This is a genomic window from Rhizobium sp. SRI_017 (assembly GCF_057586295.1).
The window spans coordinates 172,722-189,508 of sequence record NZ_JBYCZP010000004.1 but is presented as its reverse complement, the minus strand read 5'-3'; the positions used below and the strand labels follow the sequence as shown (position 1 = coordinate 189,508).

Annotated in this window: 14 protein-coding genes; 8 read left to right on the top strand and 6 right to left on the bottom strand. The window is 61.5% G+C overall.

Annotation, left to right across the window (positions count from 1 at the left end; translation table 11 throughout):
* Window positions 1–47 precede the first annotated feature (47 nt).
* Together AC2YI2_RS11105 and AC2YI2_RS11100 are read right to left on the bottom strand one after the other, a co-directional pair.
* On the bottom strand, window positions 48–869 hold the full coding sequence (locus tag AC2YI2_RS11105) for an SDR family oxidoreductase (RefSeq protein WP_487386533.1): 822 nt from the start codon (window positions 867–869) through the stop codon (window positions 48–50).
* A 79-nt stretch (window positions 870–948) separates the two neighbouring features.
* Window positions 949–2,142, bottom strand: a complete 1,194-nt coding sequence (locus AC2YI2_RS11100) for a phytanoyl-CoA dioxygenase family protein (protein WP_487386532.1) — start codon at window positions 2,140–2,142, stop codon at window positions 949–951.
* 103 nt (window positions 2,143–2,245) lie between these two features.
* On the opposite strand from AC2YI2_RS11100, the gene AC2YI2_RS11095 reads away from it, so the two are divergent.
* Complete coding sequence (locus AC2YI2_RS11095) at window positions 2,246–3,265, top strand: LacI family DNA-binding transcriptional regulator (RefSeq protein ID WP_487386531.1); 1,020 nt, start codon at window positions 2,246–2,248, stop codon at window positions 3,263–3,265.
* 33 nt (window positions 3,266–3,298) lie between these two features.
* Here the strand turns inward: AC2YI2_RS11095 and AC2YI2_RS11090 are convergent, their stop codons facing one another.
* From AC2YI2_RS11090 to AC2YI2_RS11080, 3 genes are all read right to left on the bottom strand, one after another.
* The gene (locus AC2YI2_RS11090) at window positions 3,299–4,774 is read right to left on the bottom strand and encodes an efflux transporter outer membrane subunit (RefSeq protein ID WP_487386530.1); all 1,476 of its coding nucleotides are present in this window, start codon (window positions 4,772–4,774) and stop codon (window positions 3,299–3,301) included.
* Window positions 4,775–5,017: 243 nt separating this feature from the next.
* On the bottom strand, window positions 5,018–6,730 hold the full coding sequence (locus AC2YI2_RS11085; RefSeq protein ID WP_487386529.1) for a PQQ-dependent sugar dehydrogenase: 1,713 nt from the start codon (window positions 6,728–6,730) through the stop codon (window positions 5,018–5,020).
* A 150-nt stretch (window positions 6,731–6,880) separates the two neighbouring features.
* The gene (locus AC2YI2_RS11080) at window positions 6,881–7,075 is read right to left on the bottom strand and encodes a hypothetical protein (RefSeq protein WP_487386528.1); all 195 of its coding nucleotides are present in this window, start codon (window positions 7,073–7,075) and stop codon (window positions 6,881–6,883) included.
* A gap of 813 nt (window positions 7,076–7,888) precedes the next feature.
* Between AC2YI2_RS11080 and AC2YI2_RS11075 the strand changes: the two genes are divergently transcribed.
* The 6 genes from AC2YI2_RS11075 to AC2YI2_RS11050 all read left to right on the top strand — a co-directional run bounded on the left by AC2YI2_RS11075 (window position 7,889) and on the right by AC2YI2_RS11050 (window position 14,776).
* Window positions 7,889–9,142, top strand: coding sequence for a WcaI family glycosyltransferase (locus AC2YI2_RS11075; RefSeq protein WP_487386527.1), 1,254 nt, complete (start codon window positions 7,889–7,891; stop codon window positions 9,140–9,142).
* Between the two features lie 11 nt (window positions 9,143–9,153).
* Complete coding sequence (locus AC2YI2_RS11070) at window positions 9,154–10,440, top strand: lipid II flippase MurJ (RefSeq protein ID WP_487386526.1); 1,287 nt, start codon at window positions 9,154–9,156, stop codon at window positions 10,438–10,440.
* Window positions 10,418–11,734: a hypothetical protein gene (locus tag AC2YI2_RS11065; RefSeq protein ID WP_487386525.1), complete on the top strand. Its 1,317-nt coding sequence runs from the start codon at window positions 10,418–10,420 to the stop codon at window positions 11,732–11,734. The genes AC2YI2_RS11070 and AC2YI2_RS11065 overlap by 23 nt, the downstream gene beginning before the upstream one ends.
* Before the next feature lie 95 nt (window positions 11,735–11,829).
* Window positions 11,830–13,062, top strand: a complete 1,233-nt coding sequence (locus AC2YI2_RS11060) for a polysaccharide pyruvyl transferase family protein (protein WP_487386524.1) — start codon at window positions 11,830–11,832, stop codon at window positions 13,060–13,062.
* Window positions 13,059–14,219, top strand: coding sequence for a glycosyltransferase (locus tag AC2YI2_RS11055; protein ID WP_487386523.1), 1,161 nt, complete (start codon window positions 13,059–13,061; stop codon window positions 14,217–14,219). Before AC2YI2_RS11060 ends, AC2YI2_RS11055 begins: the two co-directional genes overlap by 4 nt.
* The gene (locus AC2YI2_RS11050; RefSeq protein WP_487386522.1) at window positions 14,216–14,776 is read left to right on the top strand and encodes an LbetaH domain-containing protein; all 561 of its coding nucleotides are present in this window, start codon (window positions 14,216–14,218) and stop codon (window positions 14,774–14,776) included. The genes AC2YI2_RS11055 and AC2YI2_RS11050 overlap by 4 nt, the downstream gene beginning before the upstream one ends.
* On the opposite strand, the gene AC2YI2_RS11045 is transcribed toward AC2YI2_RS11050, so the two are convergent.
* The gene (locus AC2YI2_RS11045) at window positions 14,777–15,796 is read right to left on the bottom strand and encodes a YeiH family protein (RefSeq protein WP_487386521.1); all 1,020 of its coding nucleotides are present in this window, start codon (window positions 15,794–15,796) and stop codon (window positions 14,777–14,779) included.
* Between the two features lie 109 nt (window positions 15,797–15,905).
* Between AC2YI2_RS11045 and AC2YI2_RS11040 the strand changes: the two genes are divergently transcribed.
* Window positions 15,906–16,787 (top strand): LysR substrate-binding domain-containing protein, encoded by an 882-nt coding sequence (locus AC2YI2_RS11040; RefSeq protein ID WP_487386520.1) that lies wholly within the window; start codon window positions 15,906–15,908, stop codon window positions 16,785–16,787.

Here is a 16,787-nt window from a genome sequence, read left to right as displayed (position 1 = left end):
TTACATCCCAGCATTTTCGGGGAAAGACAACCTTCCAAGACCGGCGATTACATCGCCGCCTCTGGCTGCGGCGAGGCTTCGTAGGCGCCCCAGATCGACTGGTCGAAACAGATCACCGAACCGGTCATCAGGCCCGACTCGGGCGACGAGAGGTAGACGCAGGCGCGGGCCACTTCCGCCGGATCAACCAGACGTCCGAACGGTTGGGCGGCGGCGGCTTTCACAAGCCAGTCGGCGGGTGCGTTGTGATATTCGCGCTGGATTCGGTCCTCGCCTTCGGACGCCATCCAGCCAATATTCAGGCCGTTGACGCGGATGCGGTTGCGGAGCAGCGCATAGGCCGTGTTCTTGGTCAGCGTTTCCAAAGCGCCCTTGGAGGCGCAATAGGCCGCGATGAAAGGCTGGCCGGCCTTGGCGGACATCGAACCGATATTGACGATCGTGCCCTCGATCTTCTCTCGGCGCATGATCTTCACCGCCTCCTGCATCAGGAAGAACGGCGCGCGGACATTGGCCGCGAACATACGATCGAAGAGCTCTGGCGACGTGTCGAGGATCGTGCCGCGGTCGGTGATGGCAGCAGCATTGACCAGGGCATCCACCCGGCCGAACTCCTTGTCGGCGCGGGCGATCACGGCGCGGACGTCGTCGATCTTTTCGAGATCGGCCTGCTGGTAGACGACCTTGGCTCCCGTTGCCGCCGATATCTCCGTCGCCTTGGCCTCGCCCTTTGCGGCCGTACGACCACAGATGACGATGCCTGCCGCGCCGCGATCGGCAAAGGTGCGGGCAATGGTGGCGCCGAGGCCCTGGGTTCCGCCGGTTACGACGGCGATCTTGCCTTCGAGGCGCGCTGCATTCGATGTCATGGTATTTCCTCCATTCTTGACGCGGAAACCCCTCTCCCCGGTAGCGGGGAAAGGGGTCGGTTTCATTCGATGCTGCGGATCAGGTCAGCTTCTTCTCGGCCTGCAGGGCCAGTTCCCCGGCGAATTTCTCCGCCGGCCAGCCGGCATCGAGCGCTTCCCCGAAGAGAGCGGCCTGAGTCTTGGGGGCCAGGCCGCCCTTGGGCGGGTCGCGGTCGAGATTGGTCGGGAAGGAATAGCCTTCGGCACAGGAGGCAATGGCATTGTTCGCTGACGTTCGGTCGATGCGGCCATCGTCCAGCATGGCCTTCAAAGCCGGATAGAGTTTGGCGCTCATCTGCTCGCGGCCGACCGATTCCATGGCGCGGCCGAAGGCGGAGGAAACCTGCAGGAGATTCGCCATGCGAAAGATGTCCGTCGAGCGGTTGGTGCCGGCGGCATGAATCAGCGACGGATTGAAGAAGACGACATCGCCCTTTTCCAGCGGCAGTTGGACGTGGTGTCTGTCGAAATAGTCCTGGAATTCCGGGCGGTTGGGGACGAGATAGCCGAGCGGATAAAGCTGGCTGAAGGGCAGGAACAGCGTAGGGCCACTTTCGAGCGGCATGTCGCAATGGGCGACAGCGCCCTGCAGCGTCAACACCGGCGAGAGGTGGTGGACATGGGCAGGGAAGCGCTCCATTTCCGAGACCGACTGAAAGCCGAGATGGTAGTCGCGATGCGCCTTTTGCGCCGAGCCACCCGGATTGACGCGATTGACCTGCGCCGTCATCTGGTAGTGCGGGCCGAGCCAGGCTTCGGAGGCGAGCGCCACGATCGGGTTGGCATAGTAGTGCGCAAAGCCCTCCGGGTCTGCGAGGCAGTGCTTTTCGAGCGAGTTCCAGATGCGGTCATTGGCGCCAGGTTGGGCGAAATGATCGCCACCGCCGACCTTACCCTTCTTTTCGTCGACGATGACAGCGTCGAACACCGAGGTCGCCTTGTCGATGACCGACGTGTCGGTGTAGGCGCCCTTGAAGACGGCGACCCCGGGGCCGCGGGCGAAGATATCGCAAATCTCGGCGAGAATCGCCTTGCGGCCGTCGGCGGTCTTCGCCGTAGCGACGACGTTCGCTGCGTCATAAATGACGACGTTCTTCTCGATGGACTTTGCGTGCGGATAGTCGGAGAGCTCGGCCGTCCGATTGATCAGGGCCGCGAACTCTTCAATGTCGCAGGCTGCTTCGGTGTACCAGACGCGATTCGTGCGCCCGGTGACGGGGTTGTCGGTCTTCATGTCATCCTCCCTGAGGTCTGTGGTGCCGATTATAGGCATGGTTACGGCCGCAGCGAGATGTGGTATCCATCAACAATCCATCAAATTTCGACGGCATCGCAGCATGGCGCATGAGTTTCTCGTCAAGGATATCGCCTATCAGGCGGGGCTGAGCACCGCGACGGTCGACCGCGTCATCAACGGTCGCGGCGGTGTCCGACGGCAGACGGCAGTGCGGATCGAGGCGGCGATCGACGAGCTTCGAAAACAGGAGAAGGATGCCGGCCTCCAGGGTCGAACCTATGTCTTCGACGTCATCATGGAGGCACCCGATCGCTTTACCCGGGCCGTCCGCGAAGCCTTCGAGAGCCAGACAGGCTCATTCCGTCCCCTTACGCTGCGCGCGCGTTTTCATTTCACTGAGCAGATGCACGATGCCGACCTGTCGCGGATGATGACCCGCATCCGGCAGCGCGGCAGCGACGGCGTCGTGCTGAAGGCGCCCGATACGTCAGCCATCCGGCAGGCGGTCGAGGCCATGACTGAGGCCGGCGTGCCCGTGGTGACGCTGGTGACGGACCTCCCCGGATCTGGCCGCCTCGCCTATGCCGGATCCGACAACCGCATGGCGGGCGAAACCGCAGCCTATCTCATTGGCTCGCGACTCGCCGGGCAGAGGGCGTCCGTGCTCGCGACACTCTCGTCGAACCGCTTCCGCGGCGAGGAAGAGCGCGAGACAGGATTCCGTAAAATGCTGCGGTCCCGCTATCCGGAACTCGGCATCGTCTCGATCAGCGAGGGTTTCGGCAAGGATTGGACCACCGGCGCCCAGGTGCGGGCTGCCTTGGCGCGAGACGAGAACATCCGCGCAGTTTATTCGATCGGCGGTGGCAACCGCTCGGTCATCGATGCCTTCGAGGCCGCGGGCCGACCCCTGCCCGTCTATGTCGCGCATGATCTCGACGAGGACAATCTCGCGCTCTTGAGAGCGGAAAAGTTATCCTATGTGCTGCATCACAGCCTTGAAGCCGACGCAGCGAATGCGCTCGGCACGCTGCTGGAGGCACGCGGCGCCGGGACAAGAACAAAAAGACCAGCGCTGTCCGCGCTGGTCATTGTCACACCGTTCAATATCCCGGCTTGATCGAATGCCGCCCGTTCCCTGGACGGCGAGAGATCAATTCTTCACCACCACAACTTCATAGGGCTCGGCGTCTTCGCCACCCCAGCCACCGCCCAGTGCCTGGCAGAGCAGGATATAGTTGATGTTGAGCTGCAGCTGCGAGTCGGCGAGCTGGAGCTGGGCGCTGTACGAGGCGGCCTGCGCGTCGAGCACGTCCTTGAACTCTGTGGTGCCGGCATTGTTGAGCTCGCGGGCGAGTTGTTCGGCGCGCGTGAGTTCGTTCACCGCCGTGGCGAGGCGCGAGTAGCGGATCTGCTCCTGGCGAAGCGCGACCATGGCATCCTCGACCTGCCGGACGGCTTCGATGACCGTCTGGCGATAAGCGAGATATTGCTGGCGCGCCGCAGACTTCGACAGATTGACACTCGCCTTCAGAGCACCACGATCGAAGATCGGCAGGCTGATCGACGGGCCGAATGCCCAATTGGCGTTGGTACCCGAAGTCGCCGAGCGGCTCACGCCGAGATTGCCCGAGAGCGTGAGCGTCGGGTAGAGATCGGCCTCTGCCACGCCAATATCAGCGACGGATGCAGCAAGCAAACGCTCCTGCTGGCGAATGTCAGGACGGTTGCGCAGCAGGTCAGCGGGAATGCCTTCCTTGAAACGCTCGCGCGGCAGGCGGACCGACCTATATTTTGTAAACAGGCCGTCGAGCTCAGCCGGGGTCTTGCCGAGAAGCGTCGAGATCTGGTTGACATATTGTTCGCGGGCCTGCTCGAGCGCCGGGATATCCGCGGAGGTCAATGCGGCGTTGGCCTTGGCGCGGGTCGAGTCGAGCGTGCTGGCGGAACCGGCCTCGACCTTGGCGATGGTAATTTCCGAGGTCTCGTTCTGGACCGAAAGCGCGCGCTTGGCGATCTCGGCCTGGCGACCGAAGCCCTGAGCGCTCACATAGGCATTCGCCACAGCCGCGATGATGTCGAGACGTGCAGCATAGAGTGCTTCGCGCTCGGCGGCGATACGCTCAAGTTCGCGCTCCTTGGTGCTTCTCCAGGCGAGCGGATTGATGATCCAGGTGCCCTGGATGCCCTTGTTGGCATTCGAGGTATCTGTTGTCACCCACTTCCGCTCGGTGATCGGCACCTTCGCGCCAGTGAGCGGGTTCTTGGTATGACCGGTCTTGACCTGGTGTTTGTCGTAGTTGCCCGACGCGGTGGCGGACTTCACGGCGGTGACCTGCGGCAGGTAGGCGCTGTTGGCAATGCGTGCGGTCAGGTGCGCGGCGTGAACGCGCTCACGGGCGGCCTCGATCGACAGGTTATCGGCAAGAGCCTCCTCAACCAGGCTATTGAGGTTCTTGTCGCCGAAATTGGCCCACCATTTGGTTTCCGGATTGATGGTCTCGCCGCGGCGACCGGTGCGGTTCTTATAGTTGTCCGTCAGGGTGACTTCCGGCCCCGGGATGAACTTCTCTGTCGAGCAGGCGGCAAGCATCGCACCAGCTGCGAGGAGGACAACGACATTTCTCATAGCGAACTTACTCGGTGAATAATTTTCTGCCCGCGACCGTCATGGCCGTCGAGCGGGATTCGTCCAGGCAGTGCGCAATACATAGGAAAAATCCTCGCCTCAACGAGACGCGGCTCCCCTGCCCGTGGCCAAGCATAGACATAACCAGCCGCGGAAAGACAAGGGTCTTAACAAAAATTTACGAAGTGGGACGAAAAGGTCACGCCCCATGCGGCAGGACGACGACCACTCCGAAAAGAGTGGTCAGAAGTCGAAATCGTTACGATCGAGATCCGAGAGTTTCGTTTCCTCGATCACGATTTGGTCGGAGCCAGCCGTGATCACGACATCACCGTTGCTGGCGTCGAGATGGCTGGCCTTGAGATCGTTGAAATTCTTGATCGCCTTCAGGCCTCCGAGATCGATGATATCGTGGTCGCTTCCCTTGGCGTCGAAATCGAGTAGCACGTCGCGGCCAGTACCGGTCTTGAAGATGAAGCGGTCGCCGTCGGCGCCACCCTCCAGCTTGTCGTTGCCGATGCCGCCGGCCAGCACATCGCTGTCGGCGTCGCCGAAGAGCTGGTCACGGCCGACGCCGCCAAACAGCTTGTCGTTTCCGGCATCGCCATGCAGTTCGTCGTCTCCATCACCAGCCGCGTCACCAATGTTCAAGCGGTAAATGCCGCCATTGAGACTGATGGTGAGGATATTACCGTCGCCATCGACCCCGTAGGCCGAGATCTGCTCGAGCTTGGCGCCAGAGATCTGGTCGGTTCGGATGGTGGCGTCCTCGACATCGCCATCGACCATGCGAAGGGTATAGATCTTGCCGGTGATGAAATCGGAGAAGATGTAGGCACCGTCCAGGCCCTGGCCCGGCGCATGGATGACGACGCCACCCGTTACCGAGGCGCCACCGCCATCATGATCGTAGGTGAAGACCGGATCGGTGAAGGTCAGTCCGCCGGGTGGATCGCCAGGATCGTTGTCGCCGTCATAATCCTCATCGCCTTCGCGATAGTTCCAGCCGAAGTTCAGACCGCCCGGTGTGCCGGCCAGTACATAGTCGATCTCTTCCTGCGAATTCTGGCCCACATCAGCAATGTAGAGGTCGCCGGTGTCGTCATCGAAACTGATGCGCCAGGGATTGCGGACCCCGAGCGCCCAGATCTCATCGGCGCCACTGGTGGCCACGAAGGGGTTGTCGGACGGAATCGCATAATTCTTGCTGTCGTTGCCAGGAAAGTCATCGCCATCGACATCGATGCGCAGGACCTTGCCGAGCAGCGAATTCTCGTCCTGAGCATTCTGTCCCGGATCGCCGCCGCTGCCCCCGTCACCAACGCCGAGATAGAGATAACCATCCGGTCCGAAAGTGATCGCGCCGCCATTGTGATTTCCGAAATCGGGATGGGGAATGGTCAGGAGCGTCTGGGTGAATTCCGCGCCCGGCGGATTGCCGTCGACGCGGCCATATTCGCGGATCTCGATGTCGCCCTCACCATTGGTCATGTAGACGAAGAAGCGACCGTTGCTCTCATAGTCCGGATGAAAGGCCATACCGAGCACGCCGCGCTCGTTGCCATTGCCGATCTGGCCATCGGGGATATCGAGGAAGGACGATTTCTTGCCGCTCTCGGCGTTGATGCGAAAGATCTCGCCGGAATCCTTGCTGAGCGCATAAATGAACCCGTCATCGCCGCCGGCGATCGCGGTTTGTACCGCACCGGATCCGATATCGGCGATTTTCTCTGTCTTGATAAAACCGGACGAGGTCTGACGGTCAGCCTTGCTGTGACCATAGATCACATCGTCGCCTTCGCCGCCGAACACCGTATCGGCGCCATCGCCAGCGGAAAACGTGTCCGCGCCGCCAAGTCCATTCAAGGTGTCGGCGCCGCCAAGGCCGACGAAGAGGTCGGCATCATCGGTGCCGTCGAGTGTTTCGGATTTGTTGGTACCGGTGCGATCGGCCACACGTCCCCTCCCTCAGATCGATGGCCGAACCGATCAGCCAGGCGCAGGATGACGCTGCCTTTGTGGCAAAGGCAAGGAATGCGACAGCGATTTGGGAGGGGTCAGATGCAGGAGGCCGCCCGCGGATATTACACGGGCGGCCTCGAAATTCTAAGAATGCAATTGGGCGGGGCGATGATGCACCACCAGCCTGTGGATGGCGGCATTCATCTCTTCAGCCGTTGGAAACAGCTGATCGTCGAGGTCCATGACGTGGTATTTCACGGCGATGAACTTCAGTTTGCCGTTTTCGGGAACGGCGATCCCAACCGGTTCCCCGGCATACTGGATGACTTGTTTGTCCATAGCAAAAACTTCCCATGCGCCAACGCATGCGCCGGCGCCAAATGACTTGCTGTCGTGGAGTCGATGGAAACGACTAATGCGCGATGCGCATACACATCATAATTTGCGACCGAAGCGACGTACCGCTCCCGGCCCGCGCGCTTCGGGAAACAAAGCTGTTCAGTGAACGCATGAAGCTCCCTCCGTCGTTTCAGTTTTCGCACGCTCATCCAACATTTGGCGTGCTTCGGTGATATGGTTTTGAAACAGGGCATTTCAATGGCGCCCTCCGAGATTTCATCAAACCGTCATCAAACAAGCCGTTGACGCTGCGGCATTTTATACGTCTGTCCAGTTGACGCGCCAGCCTTGGCGGATGCTCAATTGTTGCGCAAATTCATCACTGCCGAAAAATCTTTCACCCAAGCGAATAAGGTCATAATTTCCCCGGCTTTAGCCCGTCTCGGATGTTGTCACACATCGAAATTTGGTGTTCCTCTCTCGGCAATCAACCCGCGATCCGACGCGTACAAGACCGCATCGGCACGGACCTCCAAATGACGATCCAACCCGTCACGACCCGAGCATTCGGTCGTCTTGACGAAGCAGCGCGTGGTCCCGCCTGGCCACACGTCGGCGAATAAAGAGAATGGATGAAAAGGCCATGGTTCGGCTTCTTCAATTGCCTATGCATTCACGTGTCATGTCGAAAAATTCCCTCTGTCGGGAACCACTTACCCCCTTCACGCATTTCTGGCGTCGTTCATACCCGGTACAGACGTGTACCAATACGATTGCCGAAATTGACAATTCTGTCGCAGAACGGACGACAATATGAACATGACCATGCATTCCTCCGAGCAGGATCGCACGATCGCTGGAAAGAAGATCCTTCTCTACGGCATGAACTTTGCCCCCGAAATCACCGGTGTGGGCAAGTATACGGGTGAAATCGCCGACTACCTGACCGGCCAGGGCAGTGAGGTCACGGTCGTGACAACCCCGCCGCACTATCCAGGCTGGAGCGTTCGGGAAGGCTACACCAACAGCTATTCCACCGAGCAGAAGAACCACATGAAGATCTTTCGTGTGCCGCTCTTCCTCAAGGAGAATATGGGCGGGATCTGGCGCCTGATCGCGCCGCTGAGCTTTGCTGCGACCTCCGCGCCTGTGGTGCTCTGGAACATTCTGCGCCATCGTCCGCAATTCGTCATCTGCGTCGAACCGACCCTGTTCGCTGCTCCGCTCGCCATTCTGGCTGCCAAGGCTGTCGGCGCCCGCACGGTGCTGCATGTGCAGGACCTCGAAGTCGATGCGGCCTTCGCGGTGGGTCACCTGAAGTCGCTGAGCTTCGTGAAGAAGGCCGCCTATCTCTTTGAGAAATATACGCTCAAGGGTTTTGACCGCATCATCACGATCTCCGAGCGCATGGCCCAGCGCCTGGCCGAGAAGACCGGCAAGCCGGAACAGGTCGCGATCGTCCGTAACTGGGTTGATCTCGAGCATATCTATCCGCTCGGCCGCAAGTCCGCCTATCGCCAAGAACTCGGTTACGCCGACGACGATTTCGTCGTCCTCTATTCCGGCAATATCGGTGCGAAACAGGGTCTCGGCACTTTGCTCGATGCAGCTGCCCAGCTGGTGAAGCAGCAGAAAATCAAGTTCGTCATCGCCGGCGAAGGCCCCGCGAAGCGCGGCCTCGTGGAAAAGTATGGTCACCTGCTGAATGTCAGCTTCCTGCCGTTCCAGCCCTACGAGAAGTTCAACGAATTCATGAACCTCGCCAGCCTGCATGCGCTGCCGCAGGATCGTGGTGCGGCCGATCTCGTGCTGCCGTCCAAGCTCGGCGGAATGCTGGCCTCGGGTGCGCCCGTGGTGGTCACGGCCGATGAGGGCACAGAGCTCGCCAACTTCCTCGGCGACAGCGCCATCATCACGCCGCCCGGAGATTCCGAAGCCTTGTCTCTCGCCATCGAGCAGGCATCAAAGGGCGATCGCGAGGAACGGAAGGACCGCCGTGCGGACCTTTCCCGCATGCTGTCCAAGCAAGACGGCTGCATTTCATTCATCAACGCAGTGACCGGATGAGCCCATCGCTCATGTCAAGGATTTCCCAGCAAGGCGCCTTCAGGCGCCTTGTCAATTTGGGCATGCTGATTGGCGGCTTCGGCCTCGGTCAGGGATCGATCTTTCTCGTCCAGACATGGCTTGTCGCCAAGGGCGAAACGGAGATGCTCGCGCTGTTCGGCGCGCATTTCTCTTTCGCCATTCTCGGCATCGTCGCGGTCGAGGCAGGGTCTCTCACGATTCTTTCCGCACAGATCGCCCGCCAGGTCCATTCCGGGGGCGCGGCTTCGGAGGTCTGGCGGGCCTACTGGGAGACGACGGTGTTTCGCGCCACGATGGCGGTCCTGCTGGTCGCCGCCGGCATCGCCTCCCTCGCCTATTGGCCGCTGCCTGATTTCTCCCAGAGCTACCTGATCTGGTCACTACCCGCCATGCTGCTCTGGGCTTTCAATGCCGCGGGATTTCTCGATGGACTGCAGAAGAGCGGCGTCTCCGGCCTGACCGGCTCTATCGCTTACGTCGCCTCGGCCGTGGCACTCTTCTTCGCACATGACATGCCGCCGGTAGAGGCCGGCGTCTGGACCGGTGCTGCGTTCTCGATCGGTTACGCATTGACGATTCTCGCGCAATTCGCGGCCCTCGCGGCCGCTGGCTGGCGGCCGGCCTGGGTAACGCCGTCAGGCCCCGGCATCCGCAAGGCCTTTGTCGAGGAGAGCTCGATGCTGGCGGGGCTCCTGCCCGGACAGCTTTATTTCCGCGCGCAGTTGGCCATCGCGGCTTTTGCACTTGGGCACAACGCCACCGCGGTGTTGGTCTATGCCAAGCAGATCGTCGGCGCCGCGAGCCAGATTGCCGGCTTCGCACGGCGTGTCGAGTTTCCGCGGCTCGTGCAGGCTGTCGCCGGCAGCCCGGCACTCGGCGCTGCCGCGACGATGCGTATTCAGCGTTCGAGCCTGGCGATCGCGGCGGCCTTTGCGGTGCTAATCGCTACCGCCTCGATAGCGGTGCTCGCCTTCGCCAAGGGCTTTGCGGTCGAAGCCTGGGGTTTCCTTGCCATCTTCTGCGTGACTGTTGTGACCGAGTCGGTCGGCCAGGCACTTGTCCAGGGCCTGTTCGCGCGCAGCCGCTACCATGCCGCCGCGGTTGCCCGCATTCTGGCAGTCGCGCTCGCCGTCGTTTTCGGCTACGTCTTTGTCAATATTTTCGGGGTCCGGGTCTTCGTGCTTTCGGATCTCGTGTCGCATGCGATCGTGATCACGCTTTCGCTCTGGTGGCTCAACAAGGCAGCGCGCGCCCATGATGCCGGCAACCACGTCTGACATTCGGGAGAAAAGGGTCGGCCTGTTCGCAGGGCTCGATCATTTCGGCCTGTTTCTCGTGGGTTTCATTCTACTCTATGGCGTGACGTCGCTGTTGCTCGAGCATGTCGTGGGCATCATCGGCTTTGCCAAGACGCCCTACCTCAATGCCGGCGTCTATCTCTATGCGCTTGCTTTTGTCGCACTGACCTTCGTCTTCAACCGAACGACCTTGCAGGCCGCCGCGCCCCATCCGATCGCGATGCTCACCCTGCTGCTGTTGCTGGCCTCGGCCATCATTGGCGTCGCCAACCAGAACGCGCAGCAATATATCGTCGCCTGGTCGCTCTATCTCGTCACCGGCGTTCTGATGTTTCAGATCTTCCGCTACCGGCGCGAATCAAGCGACCCCGGCAATATCGTCGGTGCACTCTACTCCCCACCCTTCTTGGCGCTCGCGCTAGTCTTTACCGGGCTCTCCATTGTCGCCAAGGAAAATCACTATCAATATATACTGTTCGAGGTGATCGCGCTCTACGGCATGCTGATCCGACGGCGCGTCATCGAGAAGGCGATAGGCGCCCTGCTCTATGTGATGATCCATCTTGGTTCGAATGACGGCTTCGTACAGGTGGAGATCAACCGGGCCTCGATCCTCGCCGTCGGCACGGTGGGTCTGCTCTTCCTGCTCTACCGCAAATGTCTGGTGACGACCTTCTTCCTGATCTTCGTCGCGCTCGGCATTATCGGCTTTGCCCTGTCGCTCGACGACGCGACGGTCGAGACCCTGCCGCGCAACATCAAGGAAGCGATTCTCCTGATGAAGGGCGACGACCTCTACCATCACGTTTCCTCCTACCAGCGTGTCTTCGAGGGCCAGAAGGTGATGGAGGACTACCAGACCGCCACCGATGCCGAATGGCTGTTCGGCAAGGGTCTGGGCCGGACGGTCGACATGAGCGGCGCCGCGGACAAGACGCCGGGCCAGCATGCGCTGCTCGGCGTGCTCGAGGTGCACAACATCCACTTCCTGCACTTCGCCGTGTTCCACAAGTTCGGCCTTCTCGGTCTCGGCCTTCTGGCTCTGATGATCGGTGGCCTCATTTGGATGTTCGTCGTCGATCTCGCGACGCGGCGGCTGGATGACGTCAGGATGTTTTTCTATTTCTATCTTTTCTACAATCTTGTCTTCGCCATGCCGGCGTCGAACTTCCTGATTGCCAATCCGCTCTGGCCGGCCTTTCTCGGCATGCTCTGCTGGATCAGGCGAGCCGATCGCCTGCCTGTATCGGCGGCGCGGCCAGCTTTGACTTGACCAGGTTTCTCTGCCATGCCCCAGAAGCCTTATTTCACGCACATTCTCCGTCTTGAAGCCACGGTCAGACACAAGCCTTACCTTAGGGAAATTCGATGAAGTTCATGATCGTCAACGCCTTCGGCCGCTCCAACCGGGGTGACTCGGTGCTGCTTGACGAATGTATCCACGAGATCCGCGCCAAGTTCCCCGATGCGGAGATTGCGGGCGCCGTATTCGAAGGCATCGAGGCGGTACGCGCCGTGCATCCCACGGTCGCCTGGTCGGAGCGGATCGGCAATGCACCGGGTGGCGGCGCCGGCCGGATCAAGGCACTGATCTATCTCTTCGCCGCCTGGTTCAGTGCCTACGTGCCCTTCCTCGGCAGCCTGCTGCCGGAAAAGCAGCGCCAGACGCTCGACGCGATCCACAAGAGCGACGTGGTGATCTCGGCGCCGGGCGGCTATATCCACGACACCAATTTCGCCTACTTCATCGCGCTTCTTCACATCCATCTCGGCACGATCATGGGCAAGACCGTGATCCTGGCGCCCCAGAGCGTCGGTCCGATCGAGCGCCCCTTCTCGCGTGCCGTCGCCCGCCATGTGCTCGGCAAGGTGCCGTATCTCTGCGGCCGCGAGAGCTACAGCTGGGATTTTCTCGCGCTCGACCTCAAGCTCCCGGAGAAGCAGGTCTATCGCACCGGCGACAGCGCCTTTTGGAACACCCATGTCGAGGACAGTCCCGCGCTGATCGACGGCGTCTTCGAAGGCCTCGGCGTGCCCAGGGACAAACCGATCTTCGGCATTACAGTGGTGAAATGGTCCTTCCCGAAGTCAAAGACTGCGGCGGCCGACCTCGACCGCTACACTGACGCCGTAGCTCGCGCTGCCGACCACATGGCCGAGACATATGGACTGCAGCCCGTGATCTTCAACCAGGTCTCGGAAGACCTGCCCGCTTCGCTCGACGTGCAGCGCAAGGCGAAGTCGAAGGTCATCGTCGACCAGACGAGTCGGGAGCCGGACATCTTGCGTGCCATGATCGCACGGTCGAAAGTGTTTCTCGGCACACGCTTCCATTCTTGCATCTTCTCGATGATGGCAGGCCGCCCGACCTTCGCGATCGCCTATCTGCCGAAGACCGAATACATCATGAACGACCTGAAGCTCTCGCATCGGCATACGCCGATCGACGCGATCGATTATGACTATCTGATCAAGCGCATAGCGGAGGATTATGAGAATCTGAGTCAGGCCGAGGACGAGATCCGCAATGCCGTCCTCGTCTACCAGGAGAACTTCACGCGCCTTCAGGATATTCTCGGCCTGATCGGAGCCAAGCGATGATCCGCCGCGTGGCGCTCGCCCTGCCGACGATCTCGCCGCTTGGCGGTGGCGTGGCTGAGGCGGCGCGGCTGCATGTCAAGGCACTCGCCGCGGCAGGTCTTGGCGAGATCAGCGTCCACACGCTCGACGACCGGATGGAGAAGGTTGATCCGAAACAGTGGGAAGCTGCAAAGCTGCATCAGCATCGGGTCATCGGCCCGATGAGCTACAGCCTCGCGCCCGGCATGGTGTCGTCACTGATGAAGGCAAAGCCGGATATCGTCCACGTCCACGGCGTCTGGCAGTTCCAGTGCGCGGCAGTGCATCTCTGGTCCCTGCTGACGGGCAAGCCCTACGTCGTCTCGCCGCACGGCATGCTGGAGCCCTGGATCCGGGCGCGCTCGCCCGGCCTCAAGAAGGCGGTGTCGACGCTCTACCAGACCCGCTTCCTGCGCAAGGCAGGCGGCTTCCATCTGCTGACCGAGAAGGAAGGCGCCGACGTTGCGGAGTTCCTCAATGGCCAGCCGGCGCCGATCATCCCCAATTTCGCCGAGCCATTCGCAAGCGACGGCCAGAAGCCCGGCTGGTGGAGGCCCGAGCATGAAGGACGCGCGGTTTACCTGTTCCTCGGCCGCCTGCACGAGAAGAAGGGCGTGATGGAACTGATGGATGCCTGGGCGCGCCTGTCGGCGGAGGATGCCGGCTTCCGCAATGGCTCGCTGCTTGTCTTCTGCGGCTGGAACGACGGTATCCAGGGTTTTGAGACGAGGGTCGAGACACTGGGCCGCGAACTCAGCAATGTCCTCTTCGCCGGCCCGCAATATGGGCCGGAAAAGCATCGCTCGATGGGCGCAGCAAAATACTTCATGCTACCGTCCAAGAGTGAGGGCCTGCCGATGGCAATCCTCGAAGCCTGGGCGGCCGGCGTGCCGGCGATCATGTCGCCGGAATGCAATCTCGATATCGGTTTCGAACGCGGCGCGGCCTTCCGCACCGGCTTCATGGTCGATGCGATCTATCCCTCGCTCAAGGCAGCACATGCCCTGAGTGATGAAGCCTGGCGCGTCGCTTCGGAGAAAGCCGAGGCACTGGTCGCGGAAAAGTATTCGGAAGAGAGTGTCCGGATAGGACTACTCTCGCTGTACGCCAAGGCCGAGGAATGGAGATCCAGACGATGAGCCTGCTCGACGCCGAAAAATCCAATGTCCGCGAGGGCGGGCCGAGCTTTTCGATCAAGCACCGCCTGTTCCGCGCCGTCTGGAACCTGACCTGGGCCCTGGCCGGCAGCTGGACGCCGGTGCCGCTCTACGGCTGGCGCCGTTTCCTGCTCAATACCTTCGGCGCGAAGCTCGCGCCGAAAGCGCGCATCTATCCCAAGACCACGATCTGGTATCCGCCCAATCTGGAAATGGAAGACCACGCGCTCGTCGGCCCGGGCGTGATCCTCTACAATATGGGGCCGATGAAGATCGCATCCTACGCCATCGTCTCGCAGCGCGCGCATCTCTGTGGCGGCACGCATGATGTCGATGATCCGCATTTCCAACTCCAACCGAAGCCGATCACCATCGGGCCTAAGGCCTGGGTGGCCGCTGAAGCCTTCGTGGGGCCAGGTGTGACGGTGGGCGAAGGCGCGGTGCTTGGCGCACGTGCCGTGGCGGCGAAGGATCTGGAGCCCTGGGGCATCTATGCGGGCAATCCGGCGCGCAAGCTCCGGGAGCGCAAGCGCTTCTGATCAGCCGAAGGCGTTGGCTGGCAGGGTCAGAATCGCGAGATAGCTGACGCCCAGCAGAGCGGCGAGCGACAGCGAGGCCGCCACGATCACGCGGCCGCCCGCTGCGGCAATGGCGCGGATATCGACCGAGAGCCCAAGGCCGGCCATGGCGACCACCGTCAGGCCCGAAGCAAGAACCGGCGGGATGCCGAGCAGGCTTTCCGGCATGAGGTCGAGCGAGCGGACCGTTGCCAGCACGACGAAACCGACAATGAACCAGGGCAGCAAGACCGCCGAACGCTTGGTGGGTGCACCACTGCGGCGGCGTTCGAGGAAGCCGAGGACGAGGATCACCGGGCCAAGCATAAGGACGCGCAGCAGCTTGACCAGCGTGCCGGCCTGCATGGCGACCAATCCGGCGGGCGCGGCGGCGGCCAGCACCTGCGGCACGGCGTAGACGGTGAGCCCGGCCATCGCGCCATATTGCGGAATGCTGAGGCCGAGATAGGCCTGCGCCAGAGGGAGGCCGACGACGATTGCAATCCCCAGCACGGCGGTGAAGGCAAGAGCCGCAGCCACTTCTTCCTTGCGGGCATCGATGACCGGAGCGACGGCAACGATAGCGGAATTGCCGCAGATCGAGTTGCCGCAGGCAATCAACAACGAGAGCCGCGACGAAAGGCCCATCAGTCGGCCGATGACGAAACCCGTGAGAATCGAGCCGACCACGATGGCGAGCACGACGGCAATGACAGTGACCCCTACGCCGCCGATGGCAGCAAAGTTGACCGTCGCGCCAAGCAGGACGATCGCCACCTCAAGCAGCGTCTTGGCGCCGAATTCTATGCCGCGCTCCTGCGACGGCTGCGTGCCGATAACGCTCTTTACGCCGATGCCGATCAGGATCGCCAATACCAATGGCTCGACAGAAGCCGCGCCGAATGCCCGGTGCATCGCCTCGGCACCGGCATAGGCTGCGCCGGCAACGATGAGACAGAGCGCAAGTCCGGGAAGCAGTCGTGTCGTTTGTGGGAGGGACATCGGGTCCGATTCAGCGTTAGAAGGAACGCTGAGAATGTCTCATTCGCGGAAATCGACTTCCATCGAATAATATCCTACGTTTCGTTCGATAAAATAGAATGATTGCCTCATGACCCTGGAACAGCTCGCGATCTTCATCGCCGTCGCCGAACGCGAACATCTCACGCGGGCCGCCGACGCGATCCACCTCACGCCGTCGGCCGTCAGCTCCGCGATCAAGAATCTCGAGCAGCATTATGGCGTAGAGCTTTTCCACCGGATCGGTCGCCGGATCGAGCTGACCGACACTGGCCGCATCTTCCTTGCCGAGGCGCGGGAGACGTTGGCACGCGCCCGCTCGGCCGAGTTGGTGCTCTCCGAGCTCGGTGGGCTGATGCGCGGCACGCTCAGCGTTTATGCCAGCCAGACCATCGCCAGCTATTGGCTGCCGCCCCGGCTGATGCGCTTCCGTGCCGCCTTTCCCGGCATCGAGCTAACGCTCACGCTCGGCAATACGCTGACCGTCGCCAATGCCGTCATCGCCGGCCAGGCCGATCTCGGATTCGTCGAGGGCGAACTGGACCAGCCGGCACTCGCGGCATCAGCGGTGGATCAGGATGAATTGACCGTCCTCGTCGCGCCCAGTCATCCCTGGGCAACAGCCAAATCGATCGAAATCACCTCGCTCGGCGAAACGAACTGGATCATGCGCGAAATGGGGTCGGGCACCCGGTCTGTCTTCGAAAAGGCGCTCAGCGGTCTCGGCGTATCGCCCGATAGCCTGCCGATCGCGCTGGTCATGCCCTCGAACGAGGCGATCCTCTCGGCGCTGGCGGGCGGGCAATGCGCGGCGGCAATCTCACGGCTTGCCGCGCGGAGCCATATCGACGCGGGGCATCTCGTGGCGATCGACCTGCCGCTTGGCAGCCGGACCTTCCTCTCGCTGCATCACAAGGAGCGCCACCGCAGCAAGGCTGCGCTGGAACTCGCGCGGATCTGCGGCGCGAAATAA

Bases quoted from the DNA above. Each gene is read 5' to 3' on its own strand.
- AC2YI2_RS11105 (WP_487386533.1), bottom strand. From the start codon at position 869: ATGACATCGAATGCAGCGCGCCTCGAAGGCAAGATCGCCGTCGTAACC.
- AC2YI2_RS11100 (WP_487386532.1), bottom strand. From the start codon at position 2,142: ATGAAGACCGACAACCCCGTCACCGGGCGCACGAATCGCGTCTGGTAC.
- AC2YI2_RS11095 (WP_487386531.1), top strand. From the start codon at position 2,246: ATGGCGCATGAGTTTCTCGTCAAGGATATCGCCTATCAGGCGGGGCTG.
- AC2YI2_RS11090 (WP_487386530.1), bottom strand. From the start codon at position 4,774: ATGAGAAATGTCGTTGTCCTCCTCGCAGCTGGTGCGATGCTTGCCGCC.
- AC2YI2_RS11080 (WP_487386528.1), bottom strand. From the start codon at position 7,075: ATGGACAAACAAGTCATCCAGTATGCCGGGGAACCGGTTGGGATCGCC.
- AC2YI2_RS11075 (WP_487386527.1), top strand. From the start codon at position 7,889: ATGAACATGACCATGCATTCCTCCGAGCAGGATCGCACGATCGCTGGA.
- AC2YI2_RS11070 (WP_487386526.1), top strand. From the start codon at position 9,154: ATGTCAAGGATTTCCCAGCAAGGCGCCTTCAGGCGCCTTGTCAATTTG.
- AC2YI2_RS11065 (WP_487386525.1), top strand. From the start codon at position 10,418: ATGATGCCGGCAACCACGTCTGACATTCGGGAGAAAAGGGTCGGCCTG.
- AC2YI2_RS11060 (WP_487386524.1), top strand. From the start codon at position 11,830: ATGAAGTTCATGATCGTCAACGCCTTCGGCCGCTCCAACCGGGGTGAC.
- AC2YI2_RS11055 (WP_487386523.1), top strand. From the start codon at position 13,059: ATGATCCGCCGCGTGGCGCTCGCCCTGCCGACGATCTCGCCGCTTGGC.
- AC2YI2_RS11050 (WP_487386522.1), top strand. From the start codon at position 14,216: ATGAGCCTGCTCGACGCCGAAAAATCCAATGTCCGCGAGGGCGGGCCG.
- AC2YI2_RS11045 (WP_487386521.1), bottom strand. From the start codon at position 15,796: ATGTCCCTCCCACAAACGACACGACTGCTTCCCGGACTTGCGCTCTGT.
- AC2YI2_RS11040 (WP_487386520.1), top strand. From the start codon at position 15,906: ATGACCCTGGAACAGCTCGCGATCTTCATCGCCGTCGCCGAACGCGAA.